Annotated in this window: 16 protein-coding genes; 13 read left to right on the top strand and 3 right to left on the bottom strand. The window is 29.2% G+C overall.

The features are described 5' to 3' along the window. Positions 1 to 49 precede the first annotated feature (49 nt). The 13 genes from napA to ACNI3D_RS02980 all read left to right on the top strand — a co-directional run bounded on the left by napA (position 50) and on the right by ACNI3D_RS02980 (position 13,877). Entirely contained in the window at positions 50 to 2,872 is a 2,823-nt protein-coding gene (gene napA, locus ACNI3D_RS03040) for a nitrate reductase catalytic subunit NapA (protein ID WP_419768197.1), read from the top strand. A gap of 11 nt (positions 2,873 to 2,883) precedes the next feature. Then, positions 2,884 to 3,666, top strand: coding sequence for a ferredoxin-type protein NapG (napG, locus tag ACNI3D_RS03035; protein WP_419768196.1), 783 nt, complete (start codon positions 2,884 to 2,886; stop codon positions 3,664 to 3,666). After that, on the top strand, positions 3,659 to 4,474 hold the full coding sequence (gene napH / locus ACNI3D_RS03030; RefSeq protein ID WP_419768195.1) for a quinol dehydrogenase ferredoxin subunit NapH: 816 nt from the start codon (positions 3,659 to 3,661) through the stop codon (positions 4,472 to 4,474). The genes napG and napH overlap by 8 nt, the downstream gene beginning before the upstream one ends. A 9-nt stretch (positions 4,475 to 4,483) precedes the next feature. Beyond that, complete coding sequence (locus ACNI3D_RS03025; RefSeq protein WP_129100551.1) at positions 4,484 to 5,092, top strand: nitrate reductase cytochrome c-type subunit; 609 nt, start codon at positions 4,484 to 4,486, stop codon at positions 5,090 to 5,092. A gap of 3 nt (positions 5,093 to 5,095) precedes the next feature. Further along, entirely contained in the window at positions 5,096 to 5,572 is a 477-nt protein-coding gene (locus tag ACNI3D_RS03020; protein WP_419768194.1) for a ferredoxin-type protein NapF, read from the top strand. Positions 5,573 to 5,574: 2 nt separating this feature from the next. Next, complete coding sequence (locus ACNI3D_RS03015) at positions 5,575 to 6,525, top strand: WD40 repeat domain-containing protein (protein WP_419768193.1); 951 nt, start codon at positions 5,575 to 5,577, stop codon at positions 6,523 to 6,525. Position 6,526: 1 nt separating this feature from the next. Continuing rightward, positions 6,527 to 6,910 (top strand): chaperone NapD, encoded by a 384-nt coding sequence (locus ACNI3D_RS03010; protein WP_129100548.1) that lies wholly within the window; start codon positions 6,527 to 6,529, stop codon positions 6,908 to 6,910. A gap of 208 nt (positions 6,911 to 7,118) precedes the next feature. Continuing rightward, positions 7,119 to 8,135 (top strand): amino acid ABC transporter substrate-binding protein, encoded by a 1,017-nt coding sequence (locus tag ACNI3D_RS03005; RefSeq protein ID WP_129100547.1) that lies wholly within the window; start codon positions 7,119 to 7,121, stop codon positions 8,133 to 8,135. Positions 8,136 to 8,218: 83 nt separating this feature from the next. Further along, the gene (locus tag ACNI3D_RS03000) at positions 8,219 to 9,400 is read left to right on the top strand and encodes an amino acid ABC transporter permease (protein WP_419768192.1); all 1,182 of its coding nucleotides are present in this window, start codon (positions 8,219 to 8,221) and stop codon (positions 9,398 to 9,400) included. Beyond that, positions 9,400 to 10,479: an amino acid ABC transporter permease gene (locus tag ACNI3D_RS02995; RefSeq protein WP_419768191.1), complete on the top strand. Its 1,080-nt coding sequence runs from the start codon at positions 9,400 to 9,402 to the stop codon at positions 10,477 to 10,479. The genes ACNI3D_RS03000 and ACNI3D_RS02995 overlap by 1 nt, the downstream gene beginning before the upstream one ends. Before the next feature lie 15 nt (positions 10,480 to 10,494). Further along, positions 10,495 to 11,241 (top strand): amino acid ABC transporter ATP-binding protein, encoded by a 747-nt coding sequence (locus ACNI3D_RS02990; protein ID WP_129100544.1) that lies wholly within the window; start codon positions 10,495 to 10,497, stop codon positions 11,239 to 11,241. 16 nt (positions 11,242 to 11,257) lie between these two features. Then, on the top strand, positions 11,258 to 11,497 hold the full coding sequence (locus tag ACNI3D_RS02985) for a hypothetical protein (protein WP_419768190.1): 240 nt from the start codon (positions 11,258 to 11,260) through the stop codon (positions 11,495 to 11,497). 139 nt (positions 11,498 to 11,636) lie between these two features. Further along, the gene (locus tag ACNI3D_RS02980; protein ID WP_419768189.1) at positions 11,637 to 13,877 is read left to right on the top strand and encodes a methyl-accepting chemotaxis protein; all 2,241 of its coding nucleotides are present in this window, start codon (positions 11,637 to 11,639) and stop codon (positions 13,875 to 13,877) included. A 12-nt stretch (positions 13,878 to 13,889) separates the two neighbouring features. Here the strand turns inward: ACNI3D_RS02980 and ACNI3D_RS02975 are convergent, their stop codons facing one another. The 3 genes from ACNI3D_RS02975 to ACNI3D_RS02965 form a co-directional block, all read right to left on the bottom strand. Beyond that, positions 13,890 to 14,519 carry a LysE family translocator gene (locus tag ACNI3D_RS02975; RefSeq protein WP_129100541.1) on the bottom strand — a complete coding sequence of 210 codons (630 nt, stop codon included), beginning with the start codon at positions 14,517 to 14,519 and terminating at the stop codon, positions 13,890 to 13,892. A gap of 89 nt (positions 14,520 to 14,608) precedes the next feature. Next, positions 14,609 to 15,715 (bottom strand): alanine dehydrogenase, encoded by a 1,107-nt coding sequence (gene ald, locus ACNI3D_RS02970; protein WP_419768188.1) that lies wholly within the window; start codon positions 15,713 to 15,715, stop codon positions 14,609 to 14,611. Positions 15,716 to 15,727: 12 nt separating this feature from the next. Then, positions 15,728 to 16,864: an NAD(P)/FAD-dependent oxidoreductase gene (locus tag ACNI3D_RS02965; protein ID WP_419768187.1), complete on the bottom strand. Its 1,137-nt coding sequence runs from the start codon at positions 16,862 to 16,864 to the stop codon at positions 15,728 to 15,730. Positions 16,865 to 16,933: the final 69 nt, after the last annotated feature.

Raw genomic sequence — 16,933 nt, 5'->3', positions numbered from 1 at the left:
TTAGAATTAGGAAGTTAGAAATTGACTTAAACTTTTCAAAGGAGATAAAATGACATTATCAAGAAGAGAATTCTTAAAAAGCTCTGCAGCAGCAAGTGCAGCAGCAGCTATTGGTATGAATGTACCAACTGCCCTTCAAGCTAAGGCAAATGAAGCTGAAGGTGGCTGGAGATGGGACAAAGCTGCATGTAGATTTTGTGGTACGGGTTGTGGGATTATGCTTGCAACTAAAGGCGGAAAAATAGTTGCAGTAAAAGGTGACCCAGCAGCACCAGTAAACAGAGGACTTAATTGTATAAAAGGTTACTTCAATGCAAAAATTATGTATGGAGCAGATAGATTAAAACAACCATTATTAAGAGTTAACCAAAAAGGTGAATTTGATAAAAATGGTGAGTTTACACCTATTTCTTGGGAACGAGCATTTGATGAGATGGAAGTTCACATGAAAAAAGCTCTAAAAGAAAAAGGTCCAGAAGGAATTGGTATATTTGCAAGTGGACAATATACAGTTATGGAAGGTTATGCAGCTCAAAAAATGATGAAAGCTGGTTTTAGATCAAATGCAATTGATCCAAATGCTAGACACTGTATGGCAAGTGCTGTTGTTGGTTTTTACCAAACATTTGGTATTGATGAGCCAAGTGGTTGTTATGATGATATAGAACTAACTGATACAGTTGTATCTTGGGGTTCAAATATGGCAGAAATGCACCCTATTTTGTGGTCAAGAGTTACAGATAGAAAATTATCAAATCCTGATAAAGTAAAAGTTATAAATTTATCAACTTATAGACATAGAACCTCAGATTTAGCTGATACTGAAATTATATTTAAACCAAATTCAGACTTAGCATTATGGAATTATATAGCAAGAGAAATTGTTTATAATAATCCAGAATCTATAGATTGGGATTTTGTTAAAAATAATATTGTATTTGCAGCAAGTCCTGTAAATATGGGTTATGGAATGAGAAGATCTGATGAAAAATCAATTGTTGAAGGTAAATATACGCAAAAAGAGATGGAAACTATCTCAAAAGAGATGCAAAAAGTTGTATCAAAAGATGAAGCACCAGCCTTAGCTCCTTATGGATATAAAGAAGGTGATATGATGGTTAACAAAAATGCCGGATTAAAACATTGGGAAATATCTTTTGAAGAATATAAAAAATTCTTAGAACCATATACTGCTGATTATGTTACACAAGTTTCAAAAGGTAATCCTGATGAATCAGATGAAGATTTTAAAAAGAAAATCAAAGAATTAGCTGATCTTTATATTGAAAAAAATAGAAAAGTTGTTTCTTTTTGGACTATGGGAATGAATCAACATACAAGAGGTTCATGGGTAAATACTCTAGCTTATAATGTACACTTTTTATTAAATAAACAAGCAAAACCAGGTTCGGGAGCATTTTCACTTACAGGACAACCAAGTGCTTGTGGAACAGCTAGAGAAGTTGGAACATTTGCACATAGATTACCAGCTGATATGATGGTAGCAAATCCAAAACATAGAAGTATTGCTGAAAAAGTTTGGGGAATTCCTCAAGGTACTTTAAATCCAAAAGGTCATCAAGACATTATGAAAATTCATAGGGACTTAGAAGATGGTTCTATGAAATTTGCTTGGGTTAATGTTTGTAACCCTTATCAAGATAGTGCTAGTGCATCTCATTGGATAAAAGCCGCAAGACAAATGGATAACTTTATTGTTACAAGTGATGGATATCCTGGGATTTCTGCAAAAGTGTCTGATTTGATTTTACCATCAGCTATGATTTATGAAAAATGGGGAGCATATGGAAATGCTGAAAGAAGAACTCAACATTGGAGACAACAAGTATTACCAGTAGGTGATGCTATGAGTGATACTTGGCAATGGCTTGAATTATCAAAAAGATTTACGGTAAAAGACTTATGGGGTGAACAATCACTACTAAGTACTGGTGGTAAGAAAAAACTTCCAGATGTAATAAATGAAGCTAAAAAAATGGGTTATGATGAAAATACAACTATGTATGAAATTTTATTTGCCAATGAAAAAGCAAAATCTTATAAAGCTGATTTAGAAGACCCAGTCCAAGCAGGATTTGATAACTCTGAAGTATTTGGAGATAAGAGAAATGTTGTAGGAAGTGATGGAAAAGTATTTGAAGGATATGGATTCTTTATTCAAAAATATTTATTTGAAGAGTATGCTAGTTTTGGTAGAGGTCATGGACATGATTTAGCTGATTTTGATACTTATCACAAAGTAAGAGGACTTAAATGGCCAGTTGTAGATGGGAAAGAGACACAATGGAGATTTAATGTTAAATATGACCCATATGCAGCACATGCAGTAAAAGAAGCAGGTACAAATAACTCTCACGCTTTTTATGGAAAACTTGCAAAAGCACTTCCATTTGGAGATTTACAAGGTATTACAAATAAAGAGAAAAAACCTTTAATTAATAAAGCAAAAATATTTGCAAGACCTTATATGGATGCACCAGAAATACCAAATGAAGAGTATCCAGTATGGATGTGTACAGGAAGAGTTTTAGAACATTGGCACTCAGGAACAATGACTATGAGAGTTCCAGAATTATTTAGAGCAGTACCAGAAGCCTTATGTTATATGCATCCTGTTGATGCTAAAAAATATGATGTAAAACAAGGTGAATTAGCTTGGGTTGAATCAAGAAGAGGAAAAGTAAAAGCTAGAATTGAGACAAGAGGTAGAAATAGACCTTCAAGAGGTTTGGTTTTTGTTCCATGGTTTGATGAAAAAGTATTTATTAATAAAGTTTGTTTGGATGCAACTTGTCCAATGTCAAAACAAACAGATTATAAAAAATGTGCTGTAAAAATTTATAAAGCATAAAAGAAGAAAAAATGAATAATGATAGAAGAGAATTTCTTTTAAAAAGTGCAAGAACAGTAGGTCTTGTAGCTCTTAGTGGTCTTATTTGGAGTGCTTATGTTGATGAAGTAACTGCCTCTAAATTAATACTTAGACCACCTGGTGCTTTAAATGAAAAAGATTTTTTATCAACCTGTATTAAATGTGGTTTGTGTGTTGAAGCCTGTCCTTTTGATACTTTAAAATTAGCAAAACCAGGTGATAATAAGCCCCTTGGAACACCATTTTTTACTCCAAGGGAAATACCATGTTATATGTGTATTGATATTCCATGTGTTCCTGTTTGTCCAACTAATGCCTTAGATGAAAAGTTAGTTAGTACAAATGGAAAACTTGATATCAACAGTGCAAATATGGGAGTTGCTGTTATTGATAACCAAAGTTGTATTGCTTTTTGGGGTATACAATGTGATGCATGTTATAGAGCTTGTCCAATATTAGGTCAAGCTATTACTATTGAATATGAAAAAAATCAAAGAACAGGAAAACACTCTTTTATGAAACCTGTTGTTCATACAGATATTTGTACTGGATGTGGATTGTGTGAAAGAGCATGTGTTACACAAAAAGCTTCAATTTTTGTCTTACCTAAAGAAATTGCCTTAGGAAAAGCCGGCGATTATTATGTAAAAGGTTGGGATGAAAAAGACCAAAAAAGAGTTAAAAATGCAAAAGAGATTAAAACAACAACAAAGATAAGTAAAGATAAAGCAATTGATTCTTTAAATGATATGGGAGATTTATTAGATGACTAATTTACTTTTAAAAAACCGATATCTTATTTTAAGAAGAGTAAGTCAAATATCAATTATGACTTTGTATATCTTTGCAAATATTTATGGAATAACAATTTTACAAGGGAATTTAAGTTCATCAATATTATTTGAAACAATTCCTTTAAGTGATCCATTTGCTGTTTTACAAATGCTCTTTGCAGGTGCGTTAGTATCAATAAATATAATTGTAGGTGCATCAATAATAACACTATTTTATTTTTTTATTGGAGGAAGAGTTTTTTGTTCATGGGTATGCCCTGTTAATATAATAACTGATTTAAGTTCATTTATTAGAAGAAAATTAAGATTTGACACTGTACAAAAAAAACAACCAGCTAGTAGAAATATGAGATATTGGGTTTTAGCTCTAAGTTTAATACTATCAACTATCTTAGGTGTAAGTGCTTTTGAATTCATTTCACCTATATCTATGGTTCATAGAGGTTTAGTTTTTGGTCTTGGATTTGGCTGGGCTGCAATGCTTATCATTTTCCTTTTTGATCTTTTTGTTTTAAAAAATGGATGGTGTGGTCATATTTGTCCTTTAGGTGGATTTTATTCACTTGTAGGGAAATATAGCTTTTTAAGAGTTACTCATAATCATGTTAAATGTACTGAATGTATGAAGTGCAAAGAAGTATGTCATGAGAACCAAGTTTTGTCAATGATAGGAAAAGAGTCAATCCCTGTTCTTTCAGGAGAGTGTACTAATTGTGCTAGATGTATTGAAGTTTGTGAAGATGATGCTTTAAATTTTTCAATAATTAATAGATTAGCAAAAAAATAGGAGAAAAAAATGAAAATTACTAAAATAACTTTAGGATTAGCAACAATAACTGCAATATTTGTTACAGGTTGTGCTATTGCTCAAAAAACTTATTCAGAAGAGTCTTTAGGCTTAAGAAAAGTAGATATTTATACTGAAAAGAGTATTGTTCCAGATAAAACAGATTATGCTAAAGCAGCAGCTGGAACATCAACAAAAATTGATAGAGCATTTGAAAATGCTCCACCAATGATTCCCCATGATGTTGAAGGAATGTTACCAATAACTATAGATAATAATCAATGTATTATGTGTCATGACCCAGCAATTGCAGAATCAATGGGAGCAGTTCCTGTACCAAAAACACACCTTACAGATTTTAGACCGAAAACTTCTTTATCTGAAAATGGTAGAATTGTAAAAGATGGTAAAATGATTGTAAATACAAGTGACTTAAAACTTCCAGAACAAAAGAGTTTAGGACATTTGGCAGGGGCAAGATTTAACTGTAGTCAATGTCATGCACCTCAATCAGAGACAAAATTAATTGTAGGGAATAATTTCAAAGCTGATTTTAGAGAAAGCGGTGAAAAAAACTCATCAAATTTAATCAAAAATATAGATGAAGGTGTAAAATAAATTATGAAAAGAAGAGAGCTATTTAGCTCTCTTGCTTCATCATTTAAAAATAATGAAAAGCAAGAGAAAGTAATTCGTCCACCATATTATAATAATGAAGCACTCTTTTTAAGTGAGTGTGTCAAATGTGAAGGATTGTGTGCTAACTCTTGTGAAGTAAATATAATAGTAATACAAAAAGACAAAACTCCAAAACTAGATTTTACAAATAGTGGCTGTACTTTTTGTGATGAGTGTGTAAAAGTTTGCCCAAGCGAAGTTTTAAAACTTGAATATAAAAAAAATATATCTTCAAAAATAGAAATAAATATTTTAGAATGTCTAAGTTGGAATCAAACCATGTGTTTTTCTTGCAAAGACCCTTGCCTTGATGATGCTATAAAATTTTTAGGAATGTTTCGACCACAGATAAGTGAAAATTGTACCTCTTGTGGATTTTGTTTAAAAGTTTGCCCAACAAATGCGATAAAGATAGGATAAGAATGAATACTGTAAGAATTTTACTTATACTTTTTATGATATCTTTTTTAAATGCAAATGAAATAATGCCAACAAAAATAGTGAATATAAGTGCGGGAGCAACTGATTTAGTTATAAATGATAATAAGTTATTTGTTTCAACAAGTGCTGGAAGAATAAACATCTTTAACTTAAAAGATTTCAAATTAATTTCAAACATTACAATTCCTCAAGTAAAAGATTTTTTAGGAGAAACTAATGACAGTAAAATATACTCAATTGATGTATTAAAAAATAAAATTTTAATTTTATCTCAAGGAGAAAAAGGGGCAAGAAAAATTGATATTTATGAAAATGGAAATTTAAGTACTATTGTTCCGGATACAAAACATTTATTTATTGCACAAGCTAAATTTATAAATGAAAATGAAATTATATTTTCACTTTTAAGTAATGAATTACTCTTATATAATATAAATGAAAAAAAAATTATATACAATAAACAAATGAGCCAATCAAAATTTTCTTATTTTGCACTAAATCAAAATAAAAAAAAGATTATAATTGCAGATGAAAGCGGAAATTTAAAATTATGTGATGTTCAAACAGGGAATTTACTAAAAACATACAAAGGTAAAAATTTGGACAATGTCTTTCAAGTTGATTTCAAAAATGGGGAAATTTTAACTGCTGGACAAGATAGAAGAGTTGTATTTTACTCAAAAAATGATGCATTTTATAAAGAATCAAGTTTTTTAATTTATTCTTGTGCTTTAAATTCAAAAGCAACCCTAGCCGCTTATTCATCAAACGAAAACAATGATGTAACTATTTTTGATACTTCATCAAAAAAAGATTTATATCAATTAAAAGAGAATAAAATGACACTTACTAAAATTTTATTTATAAATAACAATGAAATTTTAGTTGCCAGTGACAATGACAAAATAAACTATTACAAAATAAAGGAATAATATGAACATTTCAAGTATAGTAGTTCAAACACTACCAAAACACTTAGACCAAGTTATAGAGGATTTAAAAAATTGCAAAGCTTGTGATTACCATATGAATGATGAAAAAGGAAGAGTTATCATCACTATTGAAGGAAGTAGCGTTAAAGAAGAATTAGAAAAGTTAAGAATAATAGAGGCAATTCCTAATGTTATGAGTGCTGATATGCAAATGGCTTATAGTGAAGATGAACTTGATGAAAATATAAAAGTATTAAATAACTCAGATGCTGTTCCAAGTATGTTAAAAGATGATAATGTTGATCCAAGAAAAATTGTTTATAATGGAGATCTAAAGAAAAAAGACTTATATAGTTTCTCAAAACATCTAGAAGATAAAAAGTAAATTTACTACTTTTTATCTTTTATTCCTCTATCAAAATTACTGAAAAAACTATCTCACACACAAATTTATTTTTAAATAAAATTAAAAAAGTTATCAATTTATTAAAAGTGGTTAAAAAATATACAGCTCTGCTACTCTTTTGCTATGCAATTCTAGTAGAATTTTCTATGAATTAAATTTCAATTTACACTAAACAAAAGGATTAGAAATGAAACTATTAAAGACACTATCTTTAAGTATAGCTGCGCTAGCGATTGCATCGACTGTATCATCTGCTGATACATTAGATACAACTATGAAAAATGGAAAATTAAGTTGTGGACTAAACACAGGGCTTCCAGGTTTTGCTGCTCCTGATTCAGATGGGGTTTGGAAAGGTATTGATGTTGATGTTTGTAGAGCGGTTGCTGCTGCTGTTTTAGGGGATGCATCAAAAGTTAAATATGCTCATTTAAATGCAAAAGAGAGATTTACTGCATTACAAAGTGGTGAAATTGATGTACTAGCTAGAAATACAACTTGGACAGCTACAAGAGATACTTCATTAGGTTTAAACTTTACAGGTGTAAATTACTATGATGGTCAAGGTTTCTTAGTATCAAAAAAATTGGGTGTTAAATCTGCAAAAGAATTAAGTGGAGCAACTTTTTGTATCCAAGCTGGAACTACAACTGAGCTTAACTTAACAGATTACTTTAAAGCAAATAAAATGGATTATACTCCAATTACATATGATACATCAGCACAATCAATTCAAGGTTTTGAAGAAGGAAGATGTGATGCTTTAACTTCTGATGCTTCTCAATTATATTCATTAAGAACTCAATTAAAAGACCCAAATTCAGCAATTGTACTTCCTGAAATTATTTCAAAAGAGCCTTTAGGCCCTGTTGTAAGACAAGGTGATGACAAATGGTTTAACATCGTAAAATGGACTGAAATTGCAATGTTAAATGCAGAAGATTTAGGTGTTAATTCTAAAAATGTAGATGAAATGTTAAAAAGTCCAAATCCAAATATCCAAAGACTTCTTGGAGTAACTGGTGATATTGGTAAAAATCTTGGGTTAGATCCAAAATGGGCATACAATGTAATCAAACAAGTTGGAAATTATGGTGAATCATTTGATAGAAATGTTGGTAAAGATTCTCCTTTAAAAATTGAAAGAGGATTAAATAAACTTTGGAAAGATGGTGGTCTTCAATATGGAGCACCTATTAGATAATCTAAGTAAACTATTTACAAAAATTATTTAATAAAAAAAGAGGGGAAGAATAACTTCCCCTTTTTTAATTATAAGGTGAAAGAATGAAAGAACACAAAAAAATAGTAAAAGGCGTCGCTTTTTACAATAATCCAAAGATTAGAGCAATTATTTATCAAATATTAGCTTTAACAATGATATTTTTATTTACATATTATGTTTTACACAATATGTTTGTTAACATCGAAAAACGTGGGATTAATACAGGATTTGACTTTTTAGGTAATGAAGCTGGATTTGGTATCATATCAACACTAATTTCTTATACAGAATCAGATACTTATGCAAGAGTATTTGTAATTGGAATATTAAATACACTCTTAGTATCAGGTATTGGTATATTCTTTTCTTCAGTAATTGGACTATTAGTTGGAATTGGTAGATTATCAAAGAACTTTATGATTTCTAAACTTTGTTTAGTATATGTAGAGACATTTAGAAATATTCCAATACTCTTACAAATACTATTTTGGTATAATGTTGTATTAGCCGCACTCCCAGGTCCTCGACAATCAATGTCTTATATGGATGCATTTTTCTTAAACAATAGAGGATTATATATCCCTAGACCTATTTTAGAAAGTGGCTTTATTTCTGTTATTATTGCATTTTTTATTGCTATTGCAGGTGTTGTTTATCTTGCAAAATGGGCAAAAAAGAAACATGATGAAACAGGAGAAGAATTTCCAGTTTTTTGGACTTCTTTAATTATCTTAATTGCAGGACCTATTTTAGTTTACTTTATTAGTGGTTCACCTGCATCACTTGAATATTCACAACTTAAAGGCTTTAACTTTGTAGGTGGTTGGACAATGACTCCTGAACTTTTAGCTTTATCTTTTGCATTAAGTATTTATCCAGCAACTTATATAGCGGAAGCTGTAAGAGCAGGTATAGAAGCTGTACCAAAAGGACAAAAAGAAGCTGCAAATGCATTAGGATTAAAAAACCATATTATTTTAAGAAGAGTTATTCTTCCTCAAGCACTAAGAGTTATTATTCCTCCTGTTATTAATCAATATTTAAATTTAATGAAAAATTCATCTCTTGCAACTGCAATTGGATACCCAGAACTTGTAACATTATTTGCAGGAACTGCATTAAATCAAGTTGGTCAAGCTATAGAAATAATCTTAATGACGATGGCTGTATATTTATCAATTAGTATATTCATATCTATTATTATGAATTTTATTAATGCAAAAATACAAATAAAGGAGAGATAATGGCAATTTATGAAAAACTAGAAACAAGACCGGCTCCTTTAGGTGTTAGTGGACCAGTAAAATGGATAAAAGAGAATCTTTTTCCATCACCAATTAGTTCGATTCTAACTATTTTATCTCTTGTTTTACTTTATTATATTATTCCACCATTGTTAAATTGGATGATTTTTGATGCAACATGGACAGGAACAAAAGAAGAGATAACAAAACATGGGGCAAGATGGATTTTTATTTATGAAAAATTCAATCAGTTTATTTATGGTTTTTATCCAGAAAACTTATATTGGAGACCAAATCTTATTTTAGCTTTATTTGTAGCTTCAATAGTATTATTCAAAAAAATAAAACACATAAAAGTAAGAGCAAGTATACTTATTTTATTTCCTATTATTTCATACATATTAATTCACGGGGGATTAGGTTTAGAAGTTGTTCCAACAACAAAATGGGGTGGACTATTGCTTACTTTAGTTGTTGCATCTGTTGGTATTGTTGTATCTTTTCCTATTGGGATTATATTTGCATTAGGAAGACAATCTAACATGCCAATAATAAAAACAATAAGTGTTTTATACATAGAATTTATTAGAGGTATTCCTTTAATTACTTTGTTATTTATGTCATCGGTAATTCTTCCTTTATTTTTCCCAGAAGGTGTAACTTTTGATAAATTATTAAGAGCATTAATAGGTGTTACTCTTTTCCAAGCTGCCTATATTGCAGAAGTTGTAAGAGGTGGATTACAAGCCATTCCAAAAGGTCAATATGAAGCTGCTGATTCAATTGGACTTTCATATTGGCAGGCAATGGGATTAGTTATCTTGCCACAAGCATTAAAAATATCAATTCCTAATATTGTTGGATCATTCGTTGCTTTATTTAAAGACACAACGCTTGTATTGATTATTGGATTATTTGATGTTTTAGCAATGGTAACTTTAACAACAACAGATCCACATTGGTTAGGATTTGAAACAGAAGGTTATGTTTTTGTAACCATGATTTATTGGATAATTTGTTTTAGTATGTCGAAATATGCACAATCAGTAGAAAACAGATTTAATACAGATCATAAATAAGAATAGGAAAAGATTATGAGTAATTTAGATTATATGATAGAGATGACTAATGTTAATAAGTGGTATGGAGATTTCCATGTACTAAAAGATATTAATTTAAGAGTTAAAAAAGGTGAAAGAATTGTTATTTGTGGACCTTCAGGTTCTGGTAAATCAACAACAATTAGATGTATGAATAGACTTGAAGCCTTTCAAGAAGGTGAAATGTATGTTGCAGGGTTAGAGTTAACAGAGGATGTTAAAAGGATTAGAGAGATAAGAACTCATGTTGGAATGGTATTTCAACATTTTAATCTTTTCCCTCATCTTTCAATTTTGGAAAACTTAATCTTAGCTCCAACTTGGGTAACAAAAACTCCAAGAAAACAAGCTATAGAAACAGCAATGCATTATTTAGAGAGAGTAAAAATTGCAGAACAAGCACATAAATTTCCAAATCAATTATCAGGTGGTCAACAACAAAGAGTTGCAATAGCAAGATGTTTATGTATTAATCCAGAAATCATGCTATTTGATGAGCCAACATCAGCCCTAGATCCTGAAATGATTGGTGAAGTTCTAGATGTAATGACAGAGCTTGCAGGAGATGGGATCACTATGGTTTGTGTAACTCATGAAATGGGATTTGCAAAAAAAGTTGCAGATAGAGTTATATTTATGGATGCAGGACAAATAGTTGAAGAGAATACTCCAACTGAATTTTTTGATAATCCTCAGTCTGATAGATTAAAACAATTTTTAGAGCAAATTTTAGACCACTAATAAAATAAGGACAAAAATGAACTTATTAAAGATAATTGCACTTCTAAGTGGAATATTTTTATTAATAACTACTCCAATTTTGGGAGTAGTTGTTATAGTTTTTATTGCATGTGGAATATTTCTTCTTTTTTTAGCTTATAAAATATTAACTTCAAAAGATAAAAGCACTCCTGAAAAAAAAGAAAAAAGAAAAGTCAATATCATAGCTGGTGGATTAATGCTTACAGCGGGTGGTGTTTTATTTATTAAAAAATAATTTATGTTTCAATATTAGAATCAAGGTGATGACTATTTATAATAAGTAAAAAATATTTTAATATTAGTTTAACTATAACTAAATATTCTTATATGAACTTTTTTAACTATAAAATTTAATATACAAATTAAGGACTATAATGATTAGTAATTCAATAAATAAGAAATTTTCAATTTTAATTGGAATCACTCTTATAACAGTAATGATTATATTTACTGTTATCATGATAAATAGTATTAAAACAAAGATTATAGAAGATTTAGAAATAAACTTACAATCTCAAGCAGGTGATTATCTGCAAACTGCAAAAATATATAATGACACATTAGAAGAAAATGCATTAGTTCTTTTTGATGTATTTAAAAAATCTTTTTTAAATTTAAGAATAAGAAATACAGATACAGTTAAAATAAATGGAGTTGAGACATTAATACTTTATGATGGATTTGCAAGATTAAATAAAACATATGAGAGAGTTGATCGTTTTAAAGAACTTACAGGTGAAATTTCAGCAGTATATGTTAAAGATAAAAATGAATATACAAATATTTCTTCATCAATATTAGATGAAAAAGGGGAAAGAATTTTAGTCAATAAAATTGATCCAAATGGAAAAATTTATAAAAAAATTGAAAATAAAGAGAAATATGTAGGATTGGAAGAAATTGCAGGGAAAACATATATGTCTATTTATTCACCAATTGTTAAAAATGATAAAATTATAGGAGCATTATATGTTGGCTATGATTTTACAAAAGGATTAGAAACATTAAAAAAAGAGTTAAAAAAAGTAGTTATTGGAGATACTGGCTATATTTATATTCTTGATGATAAAGGTAAGTTGATTCTTCATAAAAATTTAGAAGGTAAAAATGTATTTGGTTTAAAGGATACCGATAATAAAAGTTTTATTCAAGAAATACTAAAAAAGAAAAAGGGTGTAATACACTACAATTATCTTGAAAATAATAAATCAACTAAAAAAATTGCTGCATTTACTACTTATGATAAATGGAATTGGACCATTGTAGTTGGTTCCAATGAAAGTGAATTTCTTGAAATATCAGAACAAGTTCAAATAATGTTTATAATAGCAACAATTATTTTAACTGTACTTTTACAAGGTGTTATTTTTATTTTAATGAATAAAATGGTTTCTAAACCTCTTATAAAATTTCAAAATGGACTATTAGATTTCTTTGCATATTTAAATCAAACAAAAGATGATGTCTCAAAAATCGATATTAACAGTAATGATGAAATTGGTAATATGGCAAAAGTTATTAATGAAAATATCGAAGCAACAAAAGCTAACTTAACAGAAGACAAAAATCTAATTGTAAATGTAAAAGAAGTAGTAAATGATATAAGTAAAGGGGCTTTATCTAATAGAATTCAAGCTACAAGTAATACTCCATCATTAAATGAATTAAAAGACCTTATAAATAATATGTTGCACAATTTAGAAGAGTTTGTAGGGAAAGATATAAATGAACTAAGTTCTGTATTAGAACAATATGCAAAAAAAGATTTTACAAAAAATCTCAATAAAAAAGATAATGGCAAAATAGGTCATGAAATTGCAATAATGAACAATATTATTACAGACATGTTATTAGATAATCAAGAAGATGGAATAAAATTAAGAGACACAGCAAATGAGTTATCAAATAATGTTAGTGTATTAAGTAAAAATGCTACCAATCAAGCAGCTTCATTAGAAGAAGTAGCAGCTTCAGTTACAGAAGTTACTGCAAATGTTGATCAAACCAGTCAAAAAGCACAAAATATGTTTACAATCTCTTCAGAAACACAAAAATCATCAAATTTAGGTAAAGACCTTGCTAATAAAACTGTTTTAGCCATGGATCAAATAAATGAAAAAGTTCAAACTATCAATGAATCAATTGCATTAATTGATCAAATTGCTTTCCAAACAAATATTCTATCACTTAATGCTGCTGTTGAAGCAGCAACAGCAGGAGAAGCAGGAAAAGGATTTGCCGTTGTTGCACAAGAAGTGAGAAATCTAGCTTCAAGAAGTGCAGAAGCAGCTAAGGAAATAAAAGATTTAGTTGAATCAGCTAGTCAACAAACCTTAGAGGGTAAAGAGATTAGTACTAGTATGATTGCTGGATTTGAAAAATTAGAAGAAAAAATAAATGAAACGAATATAATCATTAATGATGTTGCAAGTGGAGCAAAAGAGCAAACTGAAGCAATGATTAGTATTAGCGAAACAATAAATAATTTGGATAAATTTACTCAACAAAATGCCCAAGTAGCTGAAGAGACAAATAAGATTTCAAATAACACAAATGAAATTGCAAATAAAGTTGTAGAGAATGTAAATGAGAGTGAATTTAAAGGGAAAAAATAGTTTTATAGGAATTTAGGTTAAAGCTAACCAAATTCCTATTCCTATCATCATAGAACCAGCTATCTTATTTAATAGTTTTACATTTGATGAGTTTTGTAGTAGTTTTCTTAAAGTAGTACCACCCGATGCATATATAATTAAACATGAGAATTCTAATAAAAGTATAAGAAATATCAAAACAGCTAATTGAGGTACATAAGCTAAGTTTTCATCAATAAATGGTGGCAATAAAGCAATAAAAAAAGCCCACCCTTTTGGATTTGCAATTGCAGTTACAAAACCTTGAATTGCAAGATTTTTTTTAGAAACATTGAAACTACACTCTTCTAAATTTAAAGCCATTTTTCCTCTTGATAACCACATAGTTACACCTAAATATATTAAATAAGCTCCTCCACAATATTTTAAAACTAAAAAAATAGTTGGATGATTTAGCATAATAGCAGCAACACCAATAACTGAAGAAGTAGCAACTAACCCTACTCCCAAAAGTTCTCCTATCATCATATACATTGTTTTTTTCAAACCAATGCTCATCCCCATACTCAAAGACAAAGTCATGCACATTCCTGGAGTAATTGAAACAAAAAAGAAAGTTGGTATAAAAATTGCTAAAATTGATATATTTATATAATCAAACATAAAAGTCCCTTTTAAAAAGGGAAAATTATACAAAAGTAATATTAAATTAAAGCCAATAATATAAATTATTGGCTTTAAAAAAGAGATTGTTAGAAATTTACAGGTTCATATGCAATATTTAAACTTTTTGCAACTGCTTCATTTGTCAATTTTCGATCATAGGTATTAAGTCCATTTAATAAGTGTTTATCATCAGCCAATGCTTTTTCTAACCCTTTATTAGCAATTGCTAAACCATATCTTAATGTAGTTGCTGTTAATGCCAAAGTAGAAGTTAAAGAGACAGCTCCTGGCATATTTGCAACACAATAATGTAATACATCATTTACCACATAAGTTGGATTATCATGATATGTAGCTTTTGATGTTTCAAAACAACCACCTTGATCAATTGCAACATCAACTACAACTGCATTTTTTTTCATAAGTTTTAAATCATCTCTAGAGATAAGTTTAGGAGCAGCAGCACCTGGAATTAAAACAGCACCTATTACTAAATCTGCTTCTTTAATTGATTTTAAGATATTTGATCTATTTGAAAATAAAGTATTTACTTTTGAACCAAATAAATCATCGTAATATGCCAATCTTGAAGCTGAAATATCCATAACAGTTACATTTGCACCAAGTCCAACACACATCTTACAAGCATTAAGTCCAACAATTCCACCACCAATAATTACAACATTACCCTTTTGAACACCTGGAACTCCACCTAATAAAACACCTCTTCCACCAAATGGTTTTTCTAAATATTTTGCACCCTCTTGAGCTGCTAATCTTCCTGCAATCTCACTCATAGGAGTTAGACAAGGTAATCCACCCTCAGCAGATGTAATTGTTTCATATGCTACTGCTTTTACTTTTTTAGACAGTAACATTTCAGCTTGTGGTTTATCAGCTGCTATATGTAAATATGTATATAAAATCTGACCTTCATGGAAAAAATTATACTCCTCAGGTAATGGTTCTTTTACTTTTACAATCATTTCAGAATCATCAAAAAGCTTTTGTTTATCTTCAACAATTGTTCCCCCAGCTTTTACATACTCTTCATTTTCAAATCCAGCCCCAATACCCGCATCAATTTCAACAAAAACAGTATGCCCATTATTTACATATGCTGCAACATCATCAGGTGTTAAACCAACTCTATACTCATGTACTTTAATCTCTTTTACTAATCCGATTTTCATCTTTTTATCCTTTTAATAATTAAATATTTTTGTGTGTGTTTTACTTATATATCTTTTTAAAAAGTAAGCTATGAAGCCCTTTACTTTTATACCTAAAACTATTCCTACTGTATTTTTATTTGCCAAATCTACCATAACTCCTTTTGTCTGTGATTTATTTTTAATTAATAAGTTTCCTTCTATAGAATTTAATAAATTCTGTGCAACTATATTTGCATGTAATTTTGCTATTTGTGCTGTTGGTAAAACATAGTTTCCATTTTTATCTTTTGTTTCTGCTACATCTCCCATAACAAAAACCTCTTCATAATTTAGTAGTCGTAAATATTCATCAACCAAAAATTGATTTTTAATATTGGTTTGTACACTTTCATCATTTGATAATTTTTCACTTGAAACTCCTATCAAAAAAAGTACCATATCAAATGGAATCCCATTTGAATCACTCAAATAAATTACATTCTCTTTTACCTCATTGACAAAAGCTCCATGATACCTTTTGATATTTAATTTATCACAAGCTTTTCTTGCCTGATTCACTAAAAAAGAGTCCATATTTGGTAACACATCTGGAAATTGTTCGATTAAAGAAATTTGACAATCTTCTTTTGTCAAAGCTCTTTTTCTTATTACACTTGCAAATTCTAAAGCAATCTCAACACCAGATAGTCCACCGCCTACAATTGCAATATTTTTCTCTTTCTTTTTTGAGTTCAATAAATCTAAAAATTTTGCTCTTTGTTCTTTTAGTATATCTATCTCTTTTATATCAGCTTTATATTCTTGAATATTTTTTATTTGGTTTGGAAAAAATGATTTACTTCCAGTTGCAATAACTAAATAATCATATTTTAGATTTTTGTTATTATTTAAAATTACTCTTTTAGTTTTAAATTCAATATCTTCTACAAAAGCTTCAATAAAGTTAATCTTTTTATTCATACAATATGTCTCTAAATTAAAAGATATATCTTCCAATTCACATTGTCCACTTATGTATTTATGAATATCAGTTTGATGTAAATGATATAAATTTTTATTTATTAAAGTTACTTCAAGATTTTTATTGTTACTGATTTTCTCAACCAAGGAAATACCACTATAACCTGCACCTATAATCACAACATTCTTTTTAATACTATTAAACATTTTAAATCCATGATATGTTAATTATATTAAAATAAATCATTTTAATATAATATATTTTAATATAATTAA

Origin of the sequence: Arcobacter siniprincipis (SeqCode) (assembly GCF_048571125.1) — a bacterium.
GTDB lineage: Bacteria > Campylobacterota > Campylobacteria > Campylobacterales > Arcobacteraceae > Arcobacter > Arcobacter siniprincipis.
This window is presented reverse-complemented; position numbering and strand designations above follow the sequence as displayed.

Coding starts and splice junctions, on each gene's coding strand:
- ACNI3D_RS02975 (WP_129100541.1), bottom strand. CDS start 14,519: ATGTTTGATTATATAAATATATCAATTTTAGCAATTTTTATACCAACT.
- ACNI3D_RS03005 (WP_129100547.1), top strand. CDS start 7,119: ATGAAACTATTAAAGACACTATCTTTAAGTATAGCTGCGCTAGCGATT.
- ACNI3D_RS03010 (WP_129100548.1), top strand. CDS start 6,527: ATGAACATTTCAAGTATAGTAGTTCAAACACTACCAAAACACTTAGAC.
- ACNI3D_RS03020 (WP_419768194.1), top strand. CDS start 5,096: ATGAAAAGAAGAGAGCTATTTAGCTCTCTTGCTTCATCATTTAAAAAT.
- ACNI3D_RS02985 (WP_419768190.1), top strand. CDS start 11,258: ATGAACTTATTAAAGATAATTGCACTTCTAAGTGGAATATTTTTATTA.
- ACNI3D_RS02965 (WP_419768187.1), bottom strand. CDS start 16,864: ATGTTTAATAGTATTAAAAAGAATGTTGTGATTATAGGTGCAGGTTAT.
- ACNI3D_RS03000 (WP_419768192.1), top strand. CDS start 8,219: ATGAAAGAACACAAAAAAATAGTAAAAGGCGTCGCTTTTTACAATAAT.
- napA (WP_419768197.1), top strand. CDS start 50: ATGACATTATCAAGAAGAGAATTCTTAAAAAGCTCTGCAGCAGCAAGT.
- napH (WP_419768195.1), top strand. CDS start 3,659: ATGACTAATTTACTTTTAAAAAACCGATATCTTATTTTAAGAAGAGTA.
- ACNI3D_RS02980 (WP_419768189.1), top strand. CDS start 11,637: ATGATTAGTAATTCAATAAATAAGAAATTTTCAATTTTAATTGGAATC.
- ACNI3D_RS03015 (WP_419768193.1), top strand. CDS start 5,575: ATGAATACTGTAAGAATTTTACTTATACTTTTTATGATATCTTTTTTA.
- napG (WP_419768196.1), top strand. CDS start 2,884: ATGAATAATGATAGAAGAGAATTTCTTTTAAAAAGTGCAAGAACAGTA.
- ACNI3D_RS02995 (WP_419768191.1), top strand. CDS start 9,400: ATGGCAATTTATGAAAAACTAGAAACAAGACCGGCTCCTTTAGGTGTT.
- ald (WP_419768188.1), bottom strand. CDS start 15,715: ATGAAAATCGGATTAGTAAAAGAGATTAAAGTACATGAGTATAGAGTT.
- ACNI3D_RS03025 (WP_129100551.1), top strand. CDS start 4,484: ATGAAAATTACTAAAATAACTTTAGGATTAGCAACAATAACTGCAATA.
- ACNI3D_RS02990 (WP_129100544.1), top strand. CDS start 10,495: ATGAGTAATTTAGATTATATGATAGAGATGACTAATGTTAATAAGTGG.